Origin of the sequence: Mycobacterium sp. E796 (genome assembly GCF_001672815.1) — a bacterium.
GTDB lineage: Bacteria > Actinomycetota > Actinomycetes > Mycobacteriales > Mycobacteriaceae > Mycobacterium.
Genome location: NZ_LZKK01000212.1, coordinates 43,996 through 68,397 on the forward strand (window position 1 = coordinate 43,996; position 24,402 = coordinate 68,397).

Annotated in this window: 19 protein-coding genes and 1 pseudogene; 9 read left to right on the forward strand and 11 right to left on the reverse strand. The window is 63.7% G+C overall.

The features are described from left to right. Positions 1 to 13 precede the first annotated feature (13 nt). The 3 genes from A5706_RS15900 to A5706_RS15910 all read left to right on the forward strand — a co-directional run bounded on the left by A5706_RS15900 (position 14) and on the right by A5706_RS15910 (position 4,620). Entirely contained in the window at positions 14 to 1,438 is a 1,425-nt protein-coding gene (locus A5706_RS15900; protein WP_068132269.1) for an FAD-binding protein, read from the forward strand. 44 nt (positions 1,439 to 1,482) lie between these two features. Further along, positions 1,483 to 2,946, forward strand: coding sequence for an aldehyde dehydrogenase (locus tag A5706_RS15905; protein ID WP_082964425.1), 1,464 nt, complete (start codon positions 1,483 to 1,485; stop codon positions 2,944 to 2,946). 489 nt (positions 2,947 to 3,435) lie between these two features. Next, complete coding sequence (locus tag A5706_RS15910; protein WP_068132271.1) at positions 3,436 to 4,620, forward strand: thiolase family protein; 1,185 nt, start codon at positions 3,436 to 3,438, stop codon at positions 4,618 to 4,620. Positions 4,621 to 4,862: 242 nt separating this feature from the next. Here A5706_RS15910 and A5706_RS15915 read toward each other — a convergent pair whose 3' ends face one another. The 3 genes from A5706_RS15915 to A5706_RS15925 form a co-directional block, all read right to left on the reverse strand. Next, positions 4,863 to 5,912: a hypothetical protein gene (locus A5706_RS15915; protein ID WP_156767157.1), complete on the reverse strand. Its 1,050-nt coding sequence runs from the start codon at positions 5,910 to 5,912 to the stop codon at positions 4,863 to 4,865. Between the two features lie 89 nt (positions 5,913 to 6,001). Further along, positions 6,002 to 6,418, reverse strand: coding sequence for a hypothetical protein (locus A5706_RS15920; protein WP_068132275.1), 417 nt, complete (start codon positions 6,416 to 6,418; stop codon positions 6,002 to 6,004). A gap of 30 nt (positions 6,419 to 6,448) precedes the next feature. Further along, the gene (locus A5706_RS15925; RefSeq protein ID WP_197517850.1) at positions 6,449 to 7,492 is read right to left on the reverse strand and encodes a phosphotransferase family protein; all 1,044 of its coding nucleotides are present in this window, start codon (positions 7,490 to 7,492) and stop codon (positions 6,449 to 6,451) included. Between the two features lie 180 nt (positions 7,493 to 7,672). Between A5706_RS15925 and A5706_RS15930 the strand changes: the two genes are divergently transcribed. Continuing rightward, a complete protein-coding gene (locus tag A5706_RS15930; protein WP_197517851.1) occupies positions 7,673 to 8,245 on the forward strand; it encodes a TetR/AcrR family transcriptional regulator in 573 nt (190 codons plus the stop codon). A 586-nt stretch (positions 8,246 to 8,831) separates the two neighbouring features. On the opposite strand, the gene A5706_RS15935 is transcribed toward A5706_RS15930, so the two are convergent. Continuing rightward, on the reverse strand, positions 8,832 to 9,392 hold the full coding sequence (locus A5706_RS15935) for a TetR/AcrR family transcriptional regulator (protein ID WP_068132282.1): 561 nt from the start codon (positions 9,390 to 9,392) through the stop codon (positions 8,832 to 8,834). A 183-nt stretch (positions 9,393 to 9,575) separates the two neighbouring features. Here A5706_RS15935 and A5706_RS15940 point away from each other — a divergent pair, with 183 nt between their 5' ends. Genes A5706_RS15940 through A5706_RS15955 form a run of 4 tightly spaced genes read left to right on the forward strand, consistent with a single transcriptional unit; the run spans position 9,576 to position 13,923 of the window. Continuing rightward, positions 9,576 to 10,004, forward strand: a complete 429-nt coding sequence (locus A5706_RS15940) for an MmpS family transport accessory protein (protein ID WP_068132284.1) — start codon at positions 9,576 to 9,578, stop codon at positions 10,002 to 10,004. Beyond that, positions 10,001 to 12,910 carry an RND family transporter gene (locus A5706_RS15945; protein ID WP_068132286.1) on the forward strand — a complete coding sequence of 970 codons (2,910 nt, stop codon included), beginning with the start codon at positions 10,001 to 10,003 and terminating at the stop codon, positions 12,908 to 12,910. Before A5706_RS15940 ends, A5706_RS15945 begins: the two co-directional genes overlap by 4 nt. After that, on the forward strand, positions 12,907 to 13,233 hold the full coding sequence (locus A5706_RS15950) for a DUF732 domain-containing protein (protein WP_068132289.1): 327 nt from the start codon (positions 12,907 to 12,909) through the stop codon (positions 13,231 to 13,233). Before A5706_RS15945 ends, A5706_RS15950 begins: the two co-directional genes overlap by 4 nt. 12 nt (positions 13,234 to 13,245) lie before the next feature. Beyond that, positions 13,246 to 13,923, forward strand: a complete 678-nt coding sequence (locus tag A5706_RS15955; protein ID WP_068132291.1) for a Crp/Fnr family transcriptional regulator — start codon at positions 13,246 to 13,248, stop codon at positions 13,921 to 13,923. Between the two features lie 445 nt (positions 13,924 to 14,368). Here the strand turns inward: A5706_RS15955 and A5706_RS32325 are convergent, their stop codons facing one another. After that, positions 14,369 to 15,490 (reverse strand): spirocyclase AveC family protein, encoded by a 1,122-nt coding sequence (locus tag A5706_RS32325; RefSeq protein WP_197517852.1) that lies wholly within the window; start codon positions 15,488 to 15,490, stop codon positions 14,369 to 14,371. Positions 15,491 to 15,547: 57 nt separating this feature from the next. On the opposite strand from A5706_RS32325, the gene A5706_RS15970 reads away from it, so the two are divergent. Continuing rightward, positions 15,548 to 16,150, forward strand: a complete 603-nt coding sequence (locus A5706_RS15970; RefSeq protein WP_197517853.1) for a TetR/AcrR family transcriptional regulator — start codon at positions 15,548 to 15,550, stop codon at positions 16,148 to 16,150. Positions 16,151 to 16,229: 79 nt separating this feature from the next. On the opposite strand, the pseudogene A5706_RS34325 reads toward A5706_RS15970, so the two are convergent. The 6 genes and pseudogenes from A5706_RS34325 to A5706_RS16000 all read right to left on the reverse strand — a co-directional run. Next, positions 16,230 to 16,697: pseudogene (locus A5706_RS34325) on the reverse strand (IS1634 family transposase); the annotation flags it as partial. Between the two features lie 508 nt (positions 16,698 to 17,205). Further along, a complete protein-coding gene (locus tag A5706_RS34965; RefSeq protein ID WP_068132298.1) occupies positions 17,206 to 17,955 on the reverse strand; it encodes a YncE family protein in 750 nt (249 codons plus the stop codon). A 199-nt stretch (positions 17,956 to 18,154) separates the two neighbouring features. Continuing rightward, positions 18,155 to 19,816, reverse strand: a complete 1,662-nt coding sequence (locus A5706_RS34970) for an NHL repeat-containing protein (RefSeq protein WP_068132300.1) — start codon at positions 19,814 to 19,816, stop codon at positions 18,155 to 18,157. A gap of 1 nt (position 19,817) precedes the next feature. Continuing rightward, a complete protein-coding gene (locus tag A5706_RS15990) occupies positions 19,818 to 21,110 on the reverse strand; it encodes a hypothetical protein (protein ID WP_231985317.1) in 1,293 nt (430 codons plus the stop codon). A gap of 254 nt (positions 21,111 to 21,364) precedes the next feature. Beyond that, positions 21,365 to 22,663 (reverse strand): cytochrome P450, encoded by a 1,299-nt coding sequence (locus A5706_RS15995; protein WP_068132302.1) that lies wholly within the window; start codon positions 22,661 to 22,663, stop codon positions 21,365 to 21,367. Between the two features lie 813 nt (positions 22,664 to 23,476). Next, a complete protein-coding gene (locus tag A5706_RS16000) occupies positions 23,477 to 24,337 on the reverse strand; it encodes an FAD-linked oxidase C-terminal domain-containing protein (protein WP_369831877.1) in 861 nt (286 codons plus the stop codon). Positions 24,338 to 24,402 lie beyond the last annotated feature (65 nt).

The window sequence follows — 24,402 nt, forward strand, 5'->3', positions numbered from 1 at the left end:
AAAAGAGAACCCGGTGGACCAAGACGTGCTCGACCTCGTCGTCGTCGGTTGCGGCGCTGGAGGTTTGGCGACGGCTTTGCGGTTCTTGCAGGAGGCCCCAGGCGGCCGGGTGGTCGTTGTGGAGCGGGCGCCAGTGGGGCGCCGCGGCGGAAACACCGCGTGGACCGGTTCATTTTTCCGTCTAGAAGACGATGGTTCCCCAGCTGCCGACTTCACCTCGCGCATGATCGAACTCAGCGAGGGCAAGACCGACGCCGCCATCGTCACCAAGCTCGCCGAGTTGGCCAAGCCCACCATTGAATGGCTCAACGACAACGGGGTGGCCACCAAGTCCGACTTGACCTACTTTCTTACCTCAAAAGGTCCACGGCTCATGCCCGTCGGTGGTGGCGCGGCGATCGTTGAGGCCTTTGCAACCAGGGTTGAAGGTTATGGCGGTGTCATCGAATACGACACTACGGCAACGGATTTGATCACGGACAATTCCGGTGTTGTCGTCGGGATCGAGGTCGTAGGGGCTTCTGGTCTAAGGCGCCGCTTGCTGGCCCGAACCGTCGTCCTGGCCTGCGGCGGCTTCGAAGGCAACCCTGACTTGCTCGACCGTTACCTCGGCAGGCGCGGGCACGAGTTGTCGCCGATAGCGCCGGGCGGACGCTTCAATCAGGGCGAAGGCCTCGAGATGGCCGTCCGGGCCGCGGCGCAAACCGACGGGCAGTTCGACCGGTTCCATGGCGAGCCTGTTGATCCTCGCGCTCGCCATGCCGAAGCGCTGATCATGGTGTACCCGTACGGGATATTGGTCGACCACCGCGGCCTGCGCTTCGTTGACGAGGGAGCCGACACCCCCGACAACACCTTCGAGCACATCGCTTATCGAATTTGGCGCGACGCTGACCAGTTCGCCTACCTGATCGCCGACCAGAAGCTCGTGCGCCAGGACTATTCTCGCGCTGTGCTGAGCGATCGCCCGCCGGTACTCGCCTCCACCATTGAAGAACTCGCGGCCCGTCTGGATTTGGATGCGGATACGCTGCGTCTCACCGTCTCCCGGTACAACGACGCGGCCGTTCCGGGACCGCTGGACGTCACGCACCTCGACGGCGTGGCCGCCCGGGGCCTTGAGCCGCCAAAGTCCAATTGGGCCAGACCTATTGACGAACCACCGTACGTTGCTTGGCCGGTAACCTGTGCGATCACCTTCACGTTCGGCGGGATCAAGACCGACGAACAGGCTCGCGTCCTCGACCATGCAGGCAAACCGATTCCCGGTCTGCTTGCTGTGGGCGAGGTCGCCGGCATCTACCACCACAAATACCCAGGAGCCACATCGGTCCTGCGTGCGCTGGCCTTTGGGCGCCTGGCCGGAACGACCGCGGCCCAGCGCGCGTCGACCTCCGGCCGCGGCGCTGACATACGAGAGACGAAAGCAAAACGTTGAGCGATAATCACATTCCCGCCTCCGCCGGCATCGAGCAATACCTGATGCTGATCGGTCCGGAGTGGCGCGGCGCCTCGGACGGTTCCACCTTCGAATCGATCAACCCGTTCGACGGCCTGGGGTGGGCGCGAGTGCCGTCGGCCACCGACGCAGACGTCGATGCAGCCGTCGCCGCCGCCCGCCGGGCTTTCGAAGTCGGCCCGTGGTCGCAGTCCAGCCCGCTGCAGCGCGCCACGCTGCTGCGCAAGTTCGGCGACCTGATCCGCGCCAATGCCGATGAACTCGCACGAATCCAAGTGTTGGAGAACGGCAAGCTCATTCGCGAGGTTGCCGGCCAAACTTTGGCGTTGGCCAACCACTGCTACTTCTTCGCCGGAGTCGCCGAAAGCCCGACTGGTGAAACGCTCGCCAGCAGCGTCCCCAATATGCAGGTGTTCACCGTTCGCGAACCCATCGGCGTGGTGGCGGCCATCACCCCGTGGAACAGTCCGCTAGCACTGCTTCTCTGGAAGCTCTGCCCCGCCCTGGCCGCCGGTAACACACTCGTGATCAAGCCCTCCGAAATCACGCCTGTCTCCACCCTCGTCCTTGCCCGCCTCGCCGCGGAAGCCGGATTCCCCGACGGCGTCGTCAATGTCGTCACCGGAGCCGGGCCGGTGGGTGCGGCGTTGGCATCCCACCCCGGCGTCGACAAGATCGCCTTCACAGGGTCCACCGCCGTCGGGAAGAAGATCGCCGTCACGGCCGCCGAGCGCCTCGCTCGCATATCGCTTGAACTCGGCGGCAAATCACCCAACATCGTGTTTCCCGATGCCGATCTGTCGAACGCTGTTAACGGCGTGATCTCCGGTATCTTCGCGGCCACCGGCCAAACCTGCATGGCCGGCTCCCGGGTGCTCGTCCACGACGACATATATGACGAGTTCTGTGCAGCGTTGGCGGAGCGCACTGACAACATCAAGCTCGGCAATCCGCTGGATCCCGACACCGAAATGGGCACTGTGGCTTGCCAGTCCCAATTCGACAAGGTGTTGCACTACATCGAATTGGCCAAACAGGAAGGCGCGCGCCTCACGGCCGGCGGCGCTCGACCCACCGAACCTGAACTAAGCCGAGGCCTTTTCGTGCGGCCCACGGTCTTCACCGATGTCACCAACGACATGCGCATTGCGCGCGAGGAAGTCTTCGGGCCCGTCGCCGTGGTCATCCGATTTGCCGACGAAGACGATGCTGTGCGCATCGCCAACGACACCGCATTCGGCCTCGCCGCCGGTGTCTGGACGCGTGACGTCGCGCGAGCACATCGGATGGCCAGGCGGCTGCGTGCTGGGAATGTCTGGATCAACAACTATCGCAAGACGAACTATGTCGCGCCGTTTGGCGGCTTCAAGGAAAGCGGACTGGGTCGCGAGAACGGCTTTCATGCCATCGAGGAATACACCGAGACCAAGACCGTGTGGATCGACCTCGGCAACAGCATTACCGATCCGTTCAATCCACGGGCGTGACACCAACTTCAGTGGCGGCCACGGACAATTGTCGGCTGCTTCCCCCGGGGGCCCCGATCTCGGATCCTCGCCGAGGCCAGTTCACTCTGAATGTTGACCAGCGAATGGGCGGAGCGCGCTTGTTCGGCCGCGAACCCACATCGGCGCGAACGTTGCCGATCCGGGCGTAGGACATCAGGACATACCGTGGCGCGGCACAATGCTGGGCGAAGTGGATCAGCCTGGGGTATGAGCAGCCACTCGAGGCGCTCCGGGGTCTGGCGCTGTTTGAGGTCATTCCGCCACAACGCCTCGGCGCTGCCGCCGAGAAATGCGCCGACACCTATGACGTCTGCCATACCGTTCTGGGGCTGTCAGACAACATGATCGAGGAAGTTGGATCTGCCGGTTCCCTGGAACTGCCCGCGCGAGCACAGTCGTAGAGCTGGGGGGATTTAGTAAGATAATTCGGATAAACTCGCAGCATCGAACTTTGATCGGAGGCGCCTCATGTCGACCCGCAGCAGGGCAGCCGTCGTAGCGGCCGGCCGTACGGCTATCGGCACGTCGCGCCGTGGCACGTTGGCGAACGTACCCGCCATCGAACTGGCCAAGCCCGTGGTCGCATCGGTAATCACGCGGTCTGGTCTGGGCGCCAGCGAATTCGATGATCTCGTTTTGGCGGAGAGCCTTCAGGGCGGTGGTGACAGCGGGCGTTACGTCGCGGTTGATCTGGGCCTCACCCACATCCCGGGCATGGCGGTCAATCGTCAGTGCGCATCGAGCCTTTCGGCTATAGCGATTGGTGCCGGGCAGGTCGCATCGGGTATGAGCCGCGCGATTCTGGCCGGGGGCATGGAATCCTGCTCCACCTCGCCGGTGCTTCGCAAGCGCAAGCTATTCACTAGCGGCAAGTCCGCCGAAGACTACGACGAGTGGGTGCCGCTGTCGCACCCGCCGACTGCCGACGCGCCCGCGCTGGACATGTCGATCACGGTCGCGCATAACTGCGCGGTGCAGTACGGCATCACTCGCGAGGATCAGGACGCTTGGGCGGTGCGCAGCCACCAGCGCGCCGCCAAGGCAGTCGACTCAGGCTGGTTCGACGAAGAAATCGTGCCGATCAGAGTGCCACAAGCGGACGGGTCGAGCATCGAGTTCGCTCGCGACGAACACCCCCGCCGCGACAGTTCGATTCAAACGCTGGCCGGCTTAAAGGTGCTGCACCCCGAGATCGAAGGGTTCACCGTGACGGCCGGCAACTCGTCCGGAATCAACGACGCGGCCGCGGTTGTCGCACTCAGCGTTGCCGAGCCAGGAACTGACGTGCTCGCCCACGTGCTGTCGTGGGCGCAGGTGGGTGTCGCACCCAGCCGCACCGGGAGTGGCCCGATCACGGCGATACCAAAGGCGCTCGAGTTAGCGGGTCGGAAGTTGGAAGACGTGGCTTTGTTTGAGATCAACGAGGCGTTCGCTGCGCAGGCCATCGCGTGCTCGCGTGAGCTTGGCCTCGATGAGAACATCCTCAACGTGTACGGATCTGGCATCAGCCTAGGCCATCCCATCGCGGCGACGGGCGCACGAATGGTGACGTCGGCGATCTATGAGCTTCGGCGACGCGACGGGGGCATTGGCGTGCTGTCGATGTGCGCAGGCGGCGGCATGGGCGCCGCCATGGTCATCGAAGTGCTCTAGCGACGCGCGGGGTCTGCCGCACCGACAGGTTGGTTAGGCGGCGTGTTTGGCCGCCGGTGTCATGACGGTCTCGTATTCGATGGGGTCAATCTGCCGAGCGGGACCTTGTCTGCGCCGTAAGTGGTAGGTGCGTTCGATCCAGGTGATGAGGGCGATGCGCACCTGGTCTCGGGTGTCCCAGGTGTGTCGGTCCAGCGCGTACTGCGAGACGTCGTGTAGATCGTTCGATGACGCGGCCAGCGCTAGCGAAGGACATCTTTAATCATTGCTGTGCGTTCATAGATTCCACCGCCGATCTCGTCGTTCCACCTAAAGCGGGGAAAGGCTTCGACCAGTACGGTGCCGTCTGTCTCGAGCCGGTCGATACCGGGATCGCCGTCTGCCGCGCCCTTGAATGTGAGGATGAACGCGCTCACGCTTTCGCCGTGGATTTCAACGACGTCACCCTCCTCCATGTGCAGGCGAACGATCAGTGGTTCACCGGGGGTGGCGTCGATATCAGTCAGCGGGGTGTGTTCAGTCCTTACCGCGCGCCGATATTTCCCGTCCTCGTAGAGGTATCCCTCCTCCAGACGTATTGTTCCGTCCCGGCCGATCACTACAAAGAGTCCGAACGCCCGTCCACTCGGGAAGGCGCCGCCGATGAGCGCATGGGTGCCCCAGCCGGTGAGGTCGCGGGGTCCTCGGGAGTGATCCCGCAGGCCGAAGCCGTTGACGCTGTGTTGATGCCCGTTGATGGTCACGGTTCCCGAGAGCCGATACATCTGCTCGTAATGAGATGAAAAGGCCTGTCCCTCATAGGGTTCAGCGCGTTCACCGCCGGCGGCGGCGAGAAAGACAGGCGCGACGGTGACGACATCCAAGTCGACAACGATGTGTTCGGTTTCGGTGGATTGCCTGCTCACCAGACCGGATTTGAGGGCGCTCAGCGTCACCGGGGCGGCGGGTCCGTCATAGCTCAAGTGCCACTTATGGAACGGTTCGATATTGTGCAACAGCATTCTGGGTCCGGCCACCTTGTCGGGGCTGCGTTCGCCGCCGTAGCCCCAGTGGAAGTAAAGCTGCTCAGAACCCACCGCGAGGACGATTTGTTCGATCCACACCGCGAAGTTCGTCGAGTCGGCGCCGAGGTGTAGATAGTGACCGACGCCGCTGTCGTGGTCATAGCCGACGAACCAGAAGTTTTCGCTGAACATCGGCACATCGTCGGGTTCAAGCAGGCAGAAGTCCGCTTCCGGCGGCAATCCGGCTGACCATTGCGACGGCGCTGGCTCAGGCGAAATCTGGGTCATACTTAAGTCCTTTCTCGCATTAGTTGTGCGGTTTGGTACCTAGTGGCCACACGCCGATACGACGATCGAGCGCATGACGCGAGAGGAGGTCATCGGCCGGCGAGAGTGAAGTCAGCCACGATGCGGGCCTGGTTTTGTTCGCGCAGGCGTAGTGCGTCGAGAGTTGCACGGGCCGCGGGTCCGTCGCTGGCTTGTGTCGCGTCGACGGCCAGACATAACACTTCGCTAGCGAGTGCGTATGCCTGAATGTCGTGTTCCGCAGGGGTTCCCGCGGAGCTATGGCGGTGCAGATCGTCCAGCGCCGCGCGCATCGCGGCGACATCTCCGAGCCCTTCTGCTAGGACCATTTCGCCAAGTTTTCGGTAGACGCCGACCTCTGATGCGATGTAGGCAGGCTCGAACTCCGCACGCCGTGCGACCATGGCCAGTAGTTGCGCCGCGAGGACAAGCTCGCTGCCTTCGTGCGCGTTTGGTCGCGCAACTGCGTGGCTCAGCAGGGTCAACACCGCGGGTACCGAAGGACGTGTTAGCACGAGTCATCCCCTCTGCGGACGCGTATCGTGGACGGCATTGCCGTCGAGGTCGCGGATGGTTTGCATAATGTTTAGCTGTAGGCGCCCGAGCACTGCTGACATGTACGCCGTCAACACGGGTCCGCCCAGGTTGCTCTCCACCGTCGCGCACGTCTGAACCAGGCTGCTGTAGGCGTTGACGGTGGCCAACAATCCGAAGTACCCGATGGACGCGGGGTTGATCACGTCCGAGCCCAAGCCGGTTGCCGTGCGGTAGCGCTCGCAGAAGCCGTCGAAATCTCCAGCGAGTACGTCGGGTGGTGCCGCTCCGTTAGATGCGGCGCGGTACCACCCGATGTCTTCGCGGGGGTCCCCGATGCGGGCGAATTCCCAGTCCACCGCGCTCAATTCACCGTCGGATCTCAAGAGGATGTTGTCGTTGTTGAGTTCGCCGTGTATGAGCGTCATTGGCGCCGGCGCAGGTTTGTTACGCTGCAGCCAGTTTGCGAGGTAGCGCACGAAGGGATCGGGTTCCGGTGCGCTGCGTTCGATCTGCCTCCAGCGCTGGATGATCGAATCGACGTAGCCATACCAGTCCGTTGGAACATCCAGTTCGGAAGGCAGCGAGTCGATCGGGGTGGAGTGAATCGCGACCATTAAGTCACACAGCTTGTGGCCCAGTTCATCTCGAGCGGTCTCGGAAAGTCCGCGACATGCGACGGACATGGACGTACCGTCGATATGGTCAACAACAAAGCACGGCACTCCCAGGGCGGCTCCACCATCAAACCAATGCGGGGCAGGCAACGGTACGTTTCCGCGACCGCTGAGGCTCGCGATCGTCGCGTACTCGAGCGACCGGTCGGTCGCAGTCACTGCTTCATTGGACGGGCGATTCGCCCGCAAAACCAGTCGGCGCGCGTGCTCGTCGTCATGCAATGTGAACGCGATCATCATCTGGCTGTAGCCGCCGGAGAGCGCCTGGACGCCATCGATACGCGTGCCCGCTCGCAGGTCATCGATTAACCATCGAGTGAGGTCTTTGATCAGGCTTTCTTCGTCGATCATCTTCTCTCCGGGCATCGTTGACCTGGTTAACTAACTAGGCGAGTATTGCTTAGTTAGACGACAGCTGTCAACGATCGATGTGGTGCAGATCATGTGGCCGCGGCCCGGTGAACTCGTCCGCCCAGGATGACCGACTGCGCACCAAGTGCGCAGACATGATCGTTGACCGAGAGGATGGACATGGACGCACGTATTGTGCGCACCCGCGCGGCGCTGGTTGGTGCGGCCATTGCGCTCGTGGACGAACATGATCCCGACCAGATTTCGATGGCCGACATCGCCGCTGCGGCTGGGATTAGCCGACAGGCCATCTATGACCACTTCACCGACCGTGACCACCTTCTTGCTGAGGCGGCCATCAGCCGGATACGAGAGGCGACGCGGCGAGACGCGGGTCCAACCCGTGTACCCGCCGATGGCTCACCGCCGCAAAGTCTCATTGTGTTGATGACACATCTGTTGGACCATCGTGTTTTCTACCAGCGACTGCTCACAGGTCGCACCAGCGCAGTCGTCCGCGATGAACTGACCCGCCACAACAGATTTCACTTCGAGCGCATGATGATGCTGCCCGGGCCGGGTCGCAACATCCCTGTTCACGAGCAAGCTGAACTAGTCACCTTCCTTGCCGGCGGCAGTACTGCCCTTATCGTCGGCTGGCTGACCGACGACAACAAGCTGAGCACGGCCCGTGTCATGGCTGACCGGCTGTGGCAGTTATGGACGTCGTTACGACCGGTGGCTACAGGCTAAGCGATGCCTATCAATCTTTTGGGAGACGCAACATCGGTATGCGGAGCTGCGCGCCGAGATCGCAAGTCTGCCTACTGGACCGTCGCCGGCCGCGCAGCCCTCAAGCGCTGTGAGCGGCTGGACCCGAGCATTGTCACGCACGCTCTAGCCCGCACACTGCTGCACGCGGGCTCCAGCCGGCGCCGGTCGAATGCGGCCGTAATGCCGAAGGATAAGCGCGACCATACGCGGGAACTAATGATCTCGATCACCTCGAGGACCTTCATCGCGCAGGCGCTTCCCGTTGAGCGCATAGGGATCCACCGGCAGCGGCGCTGTGGCGCATGACCAACACGACGCGACACCAGCTCGTAAACGAGCGGCCTCGGCGGCATCGAAATGCATTGTTGTGGAGCGTATTAGGCATCGCACTGATCGCCCCTGTGATCGGACGAAAACACGACATATGTTGTTCTACGACCGGCGTCGACGGCGAGCCGTCGCGCCGCGAGCGATTTGACGAGGCGGGTTTGGATGATGGTGGAGGCCGCAGTGGTCCACGCCACTCCTGCACGACTTCCTGCTCACACCTACGTCGGCCGACAGCTCATAGCGCTGCGGTGAACTTCTTGACGACATCCTGCAATATGCCCCGCAGGTCATCGTCGGCGATTCCGCGCAGGCGCGCGTCGGCTGCACATCCGTAGATTCCGGCGGTGAGCAGCGTCATGGCCACCAGATCAGAGCAGCTCCTTTGCGCACCGAGCAGCAGCTCGGTGAAGCTATCGACAGTGTGCCGCAGATCTGGGTGAGTGTTGACCAGCTCGTTCATGGCCGGATCGCCGTAGATGACGTTGGCCACTTGGCGGTATCGGATGACGAGGTCGATGACCCCGCTCAGGGCGACATCGCGGCGCGCTTCCGGCGTGGGAAGCATCTCCGCGATGCGGTGGATGTGCGCGAGGTCATCGAAGATCGGCTGGGCAACTGCTAGGGCGATGTCGTCCTTGGACTGAAACTGGTAGTAGACCGAGGCTTTCGTAACGCCGAGCCGCGCGGCGATCATCTGGATGGAGGTGCCGCGGACCCCGTACTGGGCGAAGAGGTCGAAGGCCGCTTCGAGCACGCGCTCACGCGCGAATCCGCGAGCAGCCACTGGCTTGGCCATCCCGAACGCCTCCTTTCGTGCAGGCTACCGCCAGATGACGTGGTGACCTGGACCACCCTGACGGATGCGGCGTCGCCCCGCTCACAAATCTATCCGCAAGGTGGAGCTAACTCATACGATCGTATAGGTTAAGTCTGCCGATCGGATAATACGTTGCGGGCCCGTGGTCGAGGGAGGGTCGGGATGAATTTGCTCAAACGTGTGTGGCTGCCGTTGGTGATGGTGGTGGTCGTTGGCTTCGGTGGTGTGGCCGTCAGCCGGATCCGGGGCATCTTCGGCTCGGACCCGGTACTGGTGGCGCCGATGAACTTCGCCGGAGACGCCAAGCGGTTCAACCCGAAGGTGGTGCGTTACGAGGTCTCCGGTCCCGCCGGTGCCGTCGTCGACATCAACTACACCGACCTAAAAGCACTTCCCCAGCGGGCGAGCAACGTCGCACTGCCCTGGTCATTGACCCTGTCGACCACGGATCCGTCCGTGTCTGCGACGCTGGTCGCCCAAGGTGATGCCGACTCGCTGGGCTGTCGCGTCTACGTCGACGACCAACTGCGCGCCGAGCGCATCGTCGACGGGTACGACGCCCAGACCTACTGCATTGTGAAGTCCGCATGAGCGCGCCGGTCGCGGAGGCGGTGACAGAAGAGATCTCGGCGCCGATCCGGCCGCGCGCGCACTTCGGCGGCATCGCGCTGATCATGCGAAAGCTCTCGGTGCCGATCATCATTGCCTGGATCGGGTTGGCCGTATTCCTGAATACCTCCACACCGCAGCTCGAGAAGGTCGGTGAGTTGCGCTCGGTGTCGATGAGCCCCAAGGGCGCACCTGCGGCCCTAGCGATGCAACGAATCGGCCAAGTGTTCGAGGAGTTCAAATCCGACAGCTCGGCGATGGTCGTGCTTGAGGGCAAGGACAAGCTGGGTGCCGAGGCCCGGGAGTACTACGCGAAATTGGTTGCGGCCCTGCGCGCCGACACCGCGCACGTCGAGCACGTGCAGGATTTCTGGGGTGACCCACTGACTGCCTCAGGAGTGCAAAGCGGCGACGGAAAGGCCGCCTATGTCCAGGTCAACCTCGTCGGCAACCAGGGCGAGGCCAAGGCTAACGACTCAGTGGCCGCCGTGCACCGGATCATCGACCAGATCCCGGCCCCCGCGGGTGTGAAGGCCTATGTCACCGGCGGTGCGGCGTTGGCCGCCGAGCAGCAAGCGATCGGTCACAGCAGCATGCACTCGGTGGAAAACCTCACCATGGTGGTCATCTTCGTCCTGCTGTTGGTGTTCTTCCGCTCGATCATCACGACGCTACTGATCATGGTGACGCTGGGAATCAGCGTGGCGACCGTCCGCGGCACGATCGCCTTCCTGGGCTACCACAACATCATCGGGCTCTCGACGTTCGCCACCAGCCTCGTGGTGACGCTGGCCATCGCTATCGCGGTCGACTACGCGATCTTCTTGATCGGCCGCTATCAGGAGGCGCGCAGCCTCGGGCAGGACCGAGAGTCGGCCTACTACACCATGTTCGGCACCACCGCCCACGTGATCGTCGGATCCGGCCTCACGATTGCGGGGGCCACATTCTGCCTGAGTTTCACCCGCCTGCCGTACTTCCAGACACTAGGCGTGCCGTTGGCCATCGGCATGCTCGTGATGGTCACGTTCGCGATGACCTTCGGGTCAGCATTGGTGGTGGTGGCAAGCAAGTTCGGCTTGCTCGATCCCAGACGTGCGCTGCGTTCGCGCGGCTGGCGCAAGATCGGCGCCGCAGTGGTGCGCTGGCCCGCGCCGATTCTCGCTGCCGCCCTGTCGATCTCGATGATCGGGCTGATAGCCCTGCCCAGCTATAAGACGAGTTATGACGACCGCAAGTACCTGCCGTCGAGCATTCCGTCGAGCCAAGGCTACGCGGCGGCCGAGCGGCACTTCGCTCCCGCCCGGCTCAATCCCGAAATGCTGATGATCGAGACGGACCACGACCTGCGAAACCCGGCGAACTTCCTGGTGATCGACAAGATCGCTAAGGCGGTGTTCAAGGTGCCCGGGATCGGGCGCGTCCAGACGATCACCCGCCCAGACGGACAGCCCATGGAGCACAGCACCATTCCCTATGCTCTGTCCCAGCAGAGCATGTTGAGCAAGCTCAACCAGCAGTACCAGGATGACCGGACGGCCGATATGCTCAACCAGGCTCAAGCCATGCAAAAGAACATCGACACGATGCAGAAGATGCAGAACATCACCGTTCAAATGGCCGAGACCACCAACAACATGGTGACCAAGATGAAGGACATGTCCGTCACGCTCGCCCAAGTGCGAGATGAGATGGCGAATTTCGACGACTTCTTTCGGCCACTGCGCAGCTACTTCTACTGGGAGCGGCACTGCTACGACATCCCGGTCTGCTGGGCGTTGCGCTCGATATTCGACGCGCTCGACGGCATCGACGCGATGACCGACACCATCCAGGATTTGGTCCCGCAGATGGAACGGCTGAATTCGCTGATGCCGCAGATGGTTGCGCTGATGCCGACCATGATCGACACGATGAAATCGGTCAAGCACATGATGCTGACGATGTACGAGACGCAAAAGGGGATGCAGCAGCAAACCACCGAGATGCAGCAGAATTCCCAAGTGATGGGGCAGGCGTTCGACGCGGCGAAGAATGACGACTCCTTCTACCTGCCGCCGGAAGCCTTCGACAACGCCGACTTCAAACGTGGCATCAAACAATTCGTGTCCCCGAACGGGAACGCCGTGCGCTTCATCATCGCCCACGAGGGTGATCCGATGTCGGTGGAGGGCATCGGAAAGATCGATGCCATCAAGCAAGCCGCCAAAGAAGCGGTAAAAGGCACACCGCTGGAGGGGGCGCGGATCTACCTCGGCGGTACCGCCTCGACTTTCAAGGACATGGCCGACGGCACGAAGTACGACCTCATGATTGCGGGCATCGCCGCGCTCGGGCTGATCTTCCTGATCATGCTGATCATCACCCGGGCCATCATCGCGGCAGCGGTGATCGTCGGCGCCGTGGCGACGTCGCTGTGCGCCTCGTTCGGTATCTCGGTATTGCTGTGGCAGCACATCATTGGGCTGGAATTGCACTGGATGGTGCTGCCGATGGCGATGATCATCCAGCTTGCGGTGGGTGCCGACTACAACCTGCTGGTTGTCTCACGATTAAAGGAGGAAGTCACGGCGGGCGTCCGGACAGGGATCATTCGCACCCTGGGTGGTAGCGGTTCGGTGGTTACCGCGGCCGCGATGTTGTTCGCCTTCACGATGATGACCATGGCGGTCAGCGATCTACGGGTGATCGGTCAGGTGGGCACCACTATCGGATTGGGATTGATCTTCGACACCCTGATAGTCCGGTCATTCATGACGCCGGCGATCGCCACCCTGCTCGGGCGGTGGTACTGGTGGCCGCAGCGGGTGCGGACGCGCCCATTGCCCGCCCCATGGCCCAAAGTCGGCCGGTTGCAAACAGATCCAGCGGTCGCAGTGATGCCATGAGGTGGTTCAGCACAGTCATCGCGACGGCCCTCACCTGGGTGCTGCCGGCTGCACCCGCGGCCGCCGATCCCGACACAGACTTCACCAACGAGCTGCAGACCTACGGCATCTACGGGCAGCCGGACCACAACGCCTGGATCGCCAAGACCACCTGTGAGCGGCTGGACCGCGGAATCGACAAGGACGTCTATGCCTCAGCCACACTCGTCGGTCGCAACCTCGCCCACGGCGCCACCACCGGGCAAGCCTGGCAGTTCCTGGCCGCAGCGCTGAGGACCTACTGCCCTCATCAGCTGGTGCGCCTCGACGTGGCCACTCAGTAGACGGGTGCTTCAGTGCAAGAGGCGTTGATGCGAGCAGGAATCCTGCAGGGCGTTCCTCCCGACGCTGCCGCAGCGTTGGTTGGTGAGCTTCAGCAGGTGTCTTTCCCGCCGAGATGCACCGTCTTCACGCAAGGGGAGCCCGGCGTCGACCTGCACATCGTGCTGGCAGGCAGAGTGAAGATCCGTCAGAGAGCAATCGACGGCCGTGAAACATTGGTTACCGTGCTGGGCCCCGCCGACATGTTCGGCGAGCTCGCCCTCTTCGATCCCGGCCCGAGGACCTCGACGGTGACGACCTTGACCGACGTGACCGCGCTGCGGATGGATCGTCGTGCGCTTCGGACCTGGATCACCGCCTACCCTGACGTCGCACAACAGCTGTTGCGGGTCCTGGCGCGGCGGCTGCGGCGCACCAACGACACGCTGTGCGACTTGATCTTCACCGATGCGCCGGGCCGGGTGGCGAAGCAACTCCTCGACCTGGCCAGCCGGTTCGGAACGTCCACCGAAAACACGCTCAGCGTCCAGCTTGAACTCACTCAGGAAGAACTCGCCCAACTGGTTGGCTCGTCGCGCGAAACAATCAACAAAATCCTCTCGGACTTCACCCAACGTGGGTGGATCCAGCGAGAAGGCCAGACGCTAGTCATCATCGAACCGGAGAAACTTGCCCGTCGCGCCGGTGTGTGATTAGGCCCCGGACGGTCTAAAGGTCACGAATTCGTCGCTTGTGACCGGGCGGTGCAGACCATGCGCGCTGCCGTTGCGCACCGCCTGGCCCATCGGTCAGCACGGCGACTGCCGGGCCGTGCGATGTTATTCAGCCAGCCATGCACCAGCACGGTGGTCTCATCGTCGCGGAGTCCATTGTCGCGGGGGGAGTTTCGTTCAATGACTTGCTTGTCGTGCGAGGTGTCACGGCGGATGAGCCGCATGAGGCGGTGGCCGCAAGGAACAGCGGCGGTGAGACGGTGGGTGAGATCAATCGCGGAGTCTGGTATCGGCTCGTTGTCCGCTGCCCGGAACTGCTCGTCGACGTCCGAGAGGTTGCGGAGCGCGGACTAACTTTCGGGCTACCCTCGACCCACCCGGCATGAATTCCGCTTGATGACACTGAAGTAGATTGCCGCACACACTATTTGCCTGAAACGAGCGGCGGACAGCGTGGGTTGTCACCGACTCCGCAGAGGCCGTTGGTGAAATAGCTGGGAACCGGTTGGTCGGGGGTTTGGCTGGCCTGCAGGTTGAACCAGGTGAAGGCGATGTTGAAGATGAGGAATACGGCATTCATAACCGCCGACATGGCCAGGATGCGTACGGCGGCGCGGCTGCGGCCTACCTGAAGGGTGTCGATGCCCTTGTCGGTCCACATCAGTCCTTTGTCGTCGCGGAAGTAGTAGATCGCGGCGTCGACCAACATATAAAGCCCGCCGAACAACAGTGCCTCTTGGAGCGGGAATGCTGCTAGCGCACCAGATCCCAGCGTTCCGGGGTCGAGGTGGAACCACGGCACCACCCGCAGGTAGGCATAGAGGCCCTGTTGCAGCCAGACACCCTCGACGACAATGTCGGCCCCGACAAGTGAAACCGCGAGGATCAGCAGGAGCCCGAAGCGGTTGATCGCGGGAAAGCGGCGGCGGATCTTGTTGAGGAGCCAGACACAGGCCAGGCAGGTGACGGGTGTGAACAGCAGGTAGGTGGCGATCCAGAACGCGCTGGGTTGCGGGTTGGCGCCGAATGGGGTTTCCCAGCCGGGGATGTGGTGGGCCCAGGTGCCCATGTTCAGGAAATGGGAGTTGTAGGAGAACATCGGGACCAGATAGTCGACAAATGGGTCTTGCCATGCGGTCAGCATGACGGCGAATACTGTGATGCCGACGGCGTGCAGTTCGCCATGCCGGCGGAGGTCACGGATCATCCACCCGACGAAAACGACGGCGCCGAGGACGCCGAACACCTCCCAGCCGCGGATCGACCACAACACGTAGCCGGGTAGCGGGTCTGTGCCGGTCGCCCGCGGGGTGAAGTCTGCAGAGAACATCCAGCTCAAATAGATCCAGGACTGCAAGAGCGCGAACAGAATTCCCGCTCGCGCCAGCCACACCACCCGAGGTGCATCGCGCCAGGCCAGGAAGATCAGCCGCCACACGCCCGTCTTCTCGCTGGACGCCGTCCGGGACGGGGTCTTGCCCGGGTCGGTGCTTCGGTTCGCTTCTGAGTCTGTCGGGGACGGTTCGGCCACGCTCGTCGTCGTCACTGGCCAGCCACCTCTCAGTCCACCATACAGGGGTGTATGGTGGACGACCATACAGGGGTGTATCCTCTCGGTCAAGGAGTCTTCGACGAGTGGGAGAAGCACGAGGTGGTCGTGGTACCGCGTAGCCGCGATGACTACTTCGCGGTGGCGATGCAGATCCTCGAGGTATCCGGTTTCCCGGCTCTGACCGCGTCCGCGCTGTGTGACCAGATGGCGGTCACCCGTGGCTCGTTCTATCACCACTTCGCGAGCTTCGATGAGTTCGTGGACGGGCTGCTGGCGCATTGGGAGCGTCAGTACAGTCGTGAGCTGATCAGTGAATCTGCTGGGCTGCAGGAGCTTTCAGTGATGCTCCAGCGACAAGCGCAGATGGCGGTGTCCCTGCCGCACGGAGCTGAAGTGGCGTTCCGGGTCTGGGGCACCGTCAATCCACGAGTCGCCGCCGCCCAGAAGCGGGTGGATCAGCTGCGCCACGACGGGCTGGCCCAATCACTGATCGATCACGGCGTACCGCAGGCAACCGCCACCGTCTACGCCGAGATCGCGCGTAGCGCACTCATCGGAGCCCAAATGACCGGTATCACGCCCGACCGCATGCTCGGGATGTACGACGAGCTAAGCGGATTCGTGACTGCCCGTGCCGCCGACATAGCGGTCTGACACCGTGCGCAGCTCAACCGGATACAGCAGCGATCTGTCCCGGGCAAGCGAAGTCGTCGTCATCACGATGACGATGTCAACGCCTGCAAAGTCGCCGATAAACCGCCGGCCACGACTTCGTGTGGGTCTCGGTATTCCACACGGGTTCGGCTTTCACCTTGCGGTCATTGCTTTTGGCCGCGGTACCGCGCGTTGGTCGCGGCCAGTGATGGTGTGGATGATCTGGCCGTCGGTGAAAACGTCACCATGCCAATGAAAATGGGATGCCAGATCGCTGGGTGCTTTGGTGTCCCGGGATCCGACGATGAAACCTAACCCGGCATCATCAAGGTCGCGCAGGTTGCCGGCAGCGAGCATGCCGGCGACGGCGACGACAACCATGTCGGTGATGTGATAGCGCTGCTGGAATGCCTTGACGATCGGCACGATGGTCAGAGTCGCGGCCTTGTTGCCCTCGAAACAGCCTGATCTCCAACGGGAATCCGCACCGGTCGACCAGCATCCCGACCACGATCTGCGGGTCGACGCGGCGTTCCTTTGAGTAGCCGGCTGACATCCCCGGCGCGGCGAGCATGAGTGAAGCACGCCGCGGCGATCTGGCCGCGGTAGCCACCCACGGACTCCCTGTGCACGGTCCACGGGTAATGGGTATTTCTCTGGTGGGATCGCGAGGGAATGCAAGTATCTGACATTGGGCGTCGGCGACTGGGTCGCCGCCGCTGCAGTTGTCTCTGCTCGTCTTCCTCCTGGGGTCCATGCTCGAATCGCCCCAAGCCATGCGGCCAGTATGCGGTCAAAGCAGCGGATCAGTACGTCCAATAGGCCCGATTACGGGCATCGTTACCGGTTTGACTAGCGAAAACACATTGATGTAAGCCGGAACCCCACTTCACACGCGGAAGGTCGCTGGTTCGATCCCAGCCGGGACCACCCTGCTGACCTGCACGAACATGGCTCGCGCACTCAATGATTGGTTGGATTCGTCCGACTCTTGTTACACCCGCGATCCTTGGCGTACAAGACAATCCGTCGGCCCCCAGATGCCGATGCAACCACTATCGAGAGTCGATCACCGACACCGTGTTGTCGCCGCCGTTGGTGACGTAGACGGTGTGGCTGCCCGGATCCACCGCTACCCCGCCCGGGTGCGTGCCGACGGGCACGCTGGCGACGGCCGTACGCGTCGAGGCGTCGATCACGGCCACCGTGTTGTCGAATTGGTTGGCGACGTAGACGGTGTGGCTGCCCGGATCCACCGCCACCCCGACCGGGTGCGTGCCGACAGGCACGGTGGCGGTGACGGTGCGCGTCGAGCCGTCGATCACCGACACCGGGATCTCGGGGCCGGCGCTGGTGACGTAGACGGTGTGGCTGCCCGGATCCACCGCCACCCCCATCGGATGGTCGCCGACGGGGACGGTGGCGACGGCCGTACGCGTCGAGGCGTCGATCACGGCCACCGTGTTGTCGAATTGGTTGGCGACGTAGACGGTGCCGGTGCCCGGATCCACCGCCACCCCGACCGGGCCCGGACCCTTGCCGACGGGCACGGTGGCGGCGACGGTGCGCGTCGAGCCGTCGATCACCGTCACCGTGCTGTCGTCGACGTTGGTGACGTAGGTGGTGTGGGTACCCGGGTCCACCGCCACCGCCGACGCCCACTTGCCGACGGGCACCGTGGCGGTAACCCGGTAAGTCGGAGGCGTCTTACTGCATCCGGTGACACCGAAGGCGGCAACGGCGAGCAGCACGAGCGCGGCGATGGCGGTCGCGATGGAGAACGCCGCGATTCTTGCGTTCTTCATGATTTGCTTCCTTTCCGCCGAACATGTCCGGGCCGGATACTGCGATGGCGTGGAATGGGTCGTCGCTAGGCGCGGCTGTTGTGGTCGGTCATACCAAGGCTGCGGGGGGCGCCTTGCGTGTTTCTTGCTTGGTTCTTGTGCGGTTCGCTGTCAAAGACAGTGCAGCGCAGGCAGATATAGTGAACCGGCACTTCGGCCCTCAGCCCGCCGCCAGCTTCACCACCTCGGCGTTATCGCGGTCGGTGACGTAGACGGCGCCCGACGAGTCCACCGCCACCCCCCAAGGCTCGCCGAGGCCGGCGAACGGCAGCACAGTTTGGGTGTTCGACCCGGCCGCGAGCTTCACGACCCGCTTGTTGGCGGAGTCGGCGACGTAGACGGCGCCCGCCGTGTCCACGGCTACGCCATGCGCGCCGTCGACTCGGCTGAGGCCGGTGAACGGCAGGACCGTTGGCGTGTTCGACCCGGCCGCCAGCTTCAGGACCTTGTCGTAGTCGACGATGTAGACATCGCCGGCGGTGCTCACCGCAACCCCCCAAGGGTCGCCGATTCCGTTGAACGGCAGGGCAGTTGGCGTGTTGGACCCGGCGGCCAACTTCAGCACCCGATTCTTGCGGTAATCGGTGACGAATACATCGCCCGCGGTGTCGACCGCAACAGCCCGGGGGGAGACGCCGGAAAACGGCAGCACGGTCTGCGTATTCGAGTCTGGCGCTAACTTCAACACTCGATTGGTTTTGTTGTCGACGACGTACGTGTTGCCGGCGGTGTCGACCGCCACGCTCTCGGGGAAGCCGAGGCCGGTGAACCGCACGTCGGTTTGGGTGTTGGACCCGGCCGCCAGCTTGATAACGCCGTTGCGGTGATCGCCCGAGGTGTTGTTGACGACATAGACATTGCCGGCGGTGTCCACCGCCAGGGCCCAGAGATCGTCGAGGCCTGTGAACGGCAGCACCGTTTGCCGGCACGCCGGCGGCGCCGTTGATTGCGCCGACGAGAGCTTCACGACTCTGTTGTTTTGGCCATCGACCACATACACGCTTCCGGCGGTGTCGACCGCCGCACCCTCGGGGCCGGTGAGGCCGGTGAACGGCAGCGCCGTCTGGGTGCACGATCCGGCCGCCAAGGTCACCGCGGCGTTGTTGAAATAGTCTGTGACAGAAGCCTTTCCAGTGGTATCCACCGCCACTCCGATGGGGCCTTGGAGGCCGTCGAATGGCAGTACGGCCTGGGTGGTCGCCCCGGCCGGCAGCTTCACCACCCGCTTTTGGCCGAAGTCGGCGACGTAGACGGTGCCGGCGCCGTCCACCGCGACACCGCGCGGGAGGCCGAGGTGGGTGAATGGCAGCACCGTCTGGGTGGTCGACCCGGCGGCCAGCTCGACCACCCGAGCATTGAGGTAGTCGGCGACGTAAACGGCGCCGGCCCCATCCACTGTCACGCCATCCGGGCCGTTGAGTCCCGTGAACGGCAGCACCGTCTGGGTGTTGGACCCGGCCGGCAGCTTCACCACCCGGTTGTTGTGGTCGTCAGTGACGTAGACGGCGCCGGCGGCGTCCACCGCCACGCTGTCGGGGTAGTTGAGCCCGGTGAACGGCAGCACCGTCGGGCTGTTCGACCCGGCGGCCAACTTCACCACTCGTTTGTTGCCGCTGTCGGCGACATACACCGCGCCGTTGGTATCCACCGCGACGCCGGCGGGGTGGTTGAGATCGCCCAGCGGCAGCACGGTTTGTTGGGACGCTGGCGTCGACCACGGCGACGAGTGGCATGCTGCGACGCCGATGACGGCAACGGCGAGGGTGAGGGCGACGATCGTGGCGTTTCGGCGTTGCCGCCGCGGCCGCCGGCGCGGGCGCACGCTACTTCTCACCCGGGTAAGGCACCGCGCCGATGACCGCGCCGCCGTTGAGCGGCGGTCCCAGCAGAACGTTGGTGGTGCCGGCGGCGGGGTCGTACTCGAGCAGCGACTGGGCGGGGCCGCAACCGGCGACCGTGGCTTTGAGGTCGAGGTTGCCGCCGTGGACGCCGATCACGTAGATGCTGTGACTCGGATCGACGTTGGGCACCGCCACCTTGGACAGCGTGCCATCGGGGTTGAGCTTGCCGAGGTGGATAGCGCCGCATCCGCCCGCGTACTGGACGAAGGTGCCGGCCGGCAGTTGCCATGCGCTGATGTCGCCGGTGTCGTGCGACGCCGGGTCCGTTATCGGCGCGGTCAGCGCGGTCGGTGCTGAACCGTCGATGGGGACCAGCCAGAGCCGTCCGCGCTGGTTTGCGGCACTGCAGTTGGCGAGGACGGTTTTCGCGTCGGTGTCCCACCATCGCACCGGTGAGCAGCTTCCTCCCGTAGACGACAGCTCCTTACCGACTGTTCCGTCGTTGCCCATCAGGGCAACGCCGGAGGCGGTACCCAGCACCAGCTGCGTGCCGTCCGGGGTTGAGAGGTACTGACCGTTGAAGGCGCTCGCGAGCTTGTCGGTCGGATAGGTCAGCTGCGGATTGCCGGCCAGGTCGACCCGCATCAGTTTTTTGTCGACCGTCAGCAGCAGCGCCTTGCCGTCGGGGCGCGTGAAGCGAGGGGCGACGGACGAGCCGTTAACGGTGAACGTGGTGCGGGTGCTGTTGTGCAGGTCGAGCTCGGTGATCAGCGTCGATTTTCCGGGGCCCGCGGAGGCCCAAAGGGCGTGGCTGCCGTCGCCCGACCACTCGACCCCGTTGGGTCCAGCCTTCGGCGGGAAGGTGGTGATCGCGTAGCGACCGCCCGCGGGGTCGACGAGGTACAGGGTGACGGGGACCGTGTCGGGGGCGGGCGAGCCCGGAGGCGGCGACACGCCGGGAGGCACGCTCACGGCCGGGCTCCATGTGGCGAGCATCCAGCCGGGACCGACTTGAAACCAGGGCACCTCGCCGATCGATTTCTCGACACCATGAGCCGCCATCTCTGCAGCCGCGGCCGGCATGGATGTCGTGGGGTTGCCCGGCGCTTGGTGCGATGCGGTCGCATCGTTCGACGAGCACCCAGCCGCCAGAACCGCGGCCAGCGCGACGAGGCCTGCGCGCCATCGCCGTTTCCGCCCCGGAACCGATGCATCGTCGGCACCGGACCCCGGGGCGTCGTGGCCGCCGGTGGGGTGGCGCGAACTCGTGATCATTTCGGTTCCTTTCCCGCGAGCGGTAAGCAATCGCAGCAACGATGTCGCTGATACCTTGCGTGATTCTTGCGGGGTTCTTGTGCGCGCCGCCGCGAGGTAGGGACGCGCGCGTCAGCGAGTGACGGGCGATGGGGGGTTCCCTGCGGGGAGCGCTGTCACCGTGTCCGGTTTATGTCCGAACGCCGGACCAACTGCATAAGTCGGGCCAGGAAGAACCCATTGGTCGCAGTGAAGGCTCTCGGCGTCGTGTGCTGTCACTCGTGAGGAGTGAACCGAATCTCGATCCGCGAGTGGTCGAGTACCAACGGCAGCGGCTCATCTGGGCTGAGTTTGGTGCCGGTCGCCGCTGGGCTGCGCCCGCCCAGTAGTTCGGTCAATATGACGGTGCCGAGTTGGAGCGCGAGATCGGCTCCGGGGCATCGCTGCGGGCCGTGACTGAAGAAGTTGAACGACCAGGATGTGTGAGCGGGTCCTTCCGTCCAAAAAGCAGGATCGAAGTGATCGGCCTCGGGGAACCGGGTGGTGTCGCGGTGGTTGAAGGTGTTGACGATCATGATTTGTGTTCCCTCTGGCACCGTCGCACCATCCCACGCGGTGACCCGGATCAGGGTTCGCGCCAGTATGGGCGTGGTGGGCCAAAGGCGCATAGCTTCGGATAGGCTGCCGACCAAGTAGTCGCGCCCACTCTTTTCTTTGATCCCGTTCTGCGCCTTCGCGAGGACGGCGGGGTGAGTGGCGAGCAGCGCCACGCAACGCCAGAGGTTGATGGCCAGGGTGTCACCCATCGCGAACATCCAGTGAATGACTTGATGGGTCGGAAATGTGATATCGCTGGTGGGTGCGGCAGCGAAGCATCCGACCAGGCTGTCTGCGTCTGCGGCTAAGACGTAGCGGTCCAGCGTGGCCAGGAATTCCTCAAGGAGTTCGGCGTCGCCCTTGCCGGGTGGATTGGCTGCTCTCATCAGCCTGACTAGTTGTGCAGATATTTTGGTGTCGTCGGTTGCGTTGTCGCCGAGGATGATTCGCCGTGCGACTCGTTGTATCGCGCTATGAAATAGTGGCCAGTCAAGTGTGTCCGGCAGAGACCGTGCTTCCTCACGAGCGACCCCCTCGCATCGATCCGCGATCGCGCCGCCACCGGTGGCGTGCGTTAGGACGGCGTCGGTGAATCGGCGGCGGTCCGACCAATGGCTGCCTCGAGAGATGGTCAGCGCGTGCGGTTGAAACTTGTTCATTCCGGAGCGTTTTGGTTCGGGGTCGGACGCGAAAGGATCTGGCGCGTGGTCGAGTGCGAAGCGGATTTGATCGGGGCCGAAGACGATCAGTGTCGGCTTGCGTCCCACGGTGACCCAGACGGGTCCATCACCGTAGCGCCGATGTAATGCGCTGAGCAGTCGGTGTGCGCGGCCGGCGACTCCGGCCCGCTCGAGCGCGGCGGTTACTGCGGGCCGGCGGCTGAAGAGGCCCTCGGCCTGGTTGGGCAGCGCTACCAGTGTGGTGAAGCGCAGGCTCTCGAGTGTGGTGGCGTGCGGGAAGACGTCTGTGGGGCTCATATTGGCTTTTCTGCTGGACGCGGTGGCGGTCGTCGCTGTGCCATGGTTCGTAGGGTGGCGCCGATGTGGGTCAGCAGTGCGTGTCGTGCAGCCTTGGCTTCGGGTACGGGCAGCAGCGGGTAGACATGAATCGCCCCGGTCTGTTCGCGATAGGTGATGCGATCGGCGCCGATGCTGTCGCGTAGCAGGCGGCAGTCGGCGACGAAGATGTCGCGGTCGCCGACGTAGAGGTCGATCGGTGGAAGGTTGTGCAGCGCACCGAAGATGGGGCTGACTCGGTTGTCGTCCGCCGGTAGCTGCCCGGCCCAAACGCGGCCGCACTCGCGCAGCCCGGGAACCGCAAGCCAAGGATCGCGTTTGGCGATCGCGGCGGTGGCGGGGTTGGCCAGCCCAATGTCGAGCCAGGGGCGATGAGGGTGAGTCCGACTGGTGCGGCGGCTGCTTCGCTGATGAGCGCTTGTGTCGTTGCCAGCGCAAGCCCTGCTCCGGAGGAGTCACCGACCATGTAGAAAGGCCCGTGCAGCGCGGCTCGGCCGGTCACTGCCCGGAGGAAACCGATCGCTTCGTCGGCGCAGTGCCGGGGCGCGAGCCCGTAGAGCGGCACGTGGAACCCGCCAATAGTGTCGTGGTTCAGAAGGTAGCGAGTCGACTTAGTGAGTTGTGGCGGTGGTTGGCCGCTGCCTTTAGGCCGTGCGAGGTAGGAACGCGCGGTCTGCGGTGTTGCATAGGTGCGGGGTCGACGGACGATGCGTCCGTAAGCCGCGAAGGCGTGCATCTGCCAGGACATGAGTCTGGGTCAACCCAACCGCGCCGTCACCTGGCCACAGCAATCTTGAACACGGCACGGGTAATCGCTCCGAATGCGTTGTTGCCGCCGATGAACAGGCGCTTGGTGTCATAGCCGGCGACGTCTTTCATGTTCTGGCCGCCGAAGCGGGCCGCGGCGGAGCCGTCGGGGAGAACGACTTCGACGCCGAGCAGCCCGTGGCGCACGGCGAGGCGCTCCTTGGCCCGCGCGTTGGCGATCAGTTCGCCGACGCTGCGGTCGGTCCCGGCGGCCGGGATCGCCGGGCACGTCACGCCTTGCTCGTCGAGTTTCCTCAAAAGGTCACCGAGGGTGGCGGCCGCGCCGACCACCAGGTTCAAGTTGCCGGTGTTGACCTCGACCGAGGTGTCGTCACCGTCGGTTTGCTCAGCCGAACGTGGTCTGTGTTCGAGCGCAGCGCGCACGGCGGCTTCGAATGAGGGTAGTGCGGGCTCTTCTGGTGAGACGCCCGGGAGCATGATGCCGGGGTTGAAGCGGTGTGCGGGATCGAAGACCTGCTTGAGGATGCGTTGGGCTGCTATTTCGGAAGGGGTGAAGCGTTTGGTCATGAACTGGATCTTCTCGGTGCCGACGCCGTGCTCGCCGGTAATGGTGCCACCCAGTCGCAGTGCCGCTTCGATGATTTCGCTGTTGGCGGCCTCCAGAGCGGCGGCGGCGGCGGGGTTGTCCTTGTCGTAGAACGTGGTTGGGTGCAGATCACCATCGCCGGCATGCCCGGTCACGGCGATGAACAGCAGTGCGTCGGAGTGCCGATCGGCGGCGTCTTGGATTGCCTGCTGCATTTCTGGGATGTGCTGGCGGGGAACGGTGACGTCGCCGATGAAGAAGCCTTTGCCGCTGTTCACCACCGCGTCCGGGGCATGCAGGCGTCCGTACCACAGCTTGGCGCGGTCGTCGTCGTCATCGGCGCGGC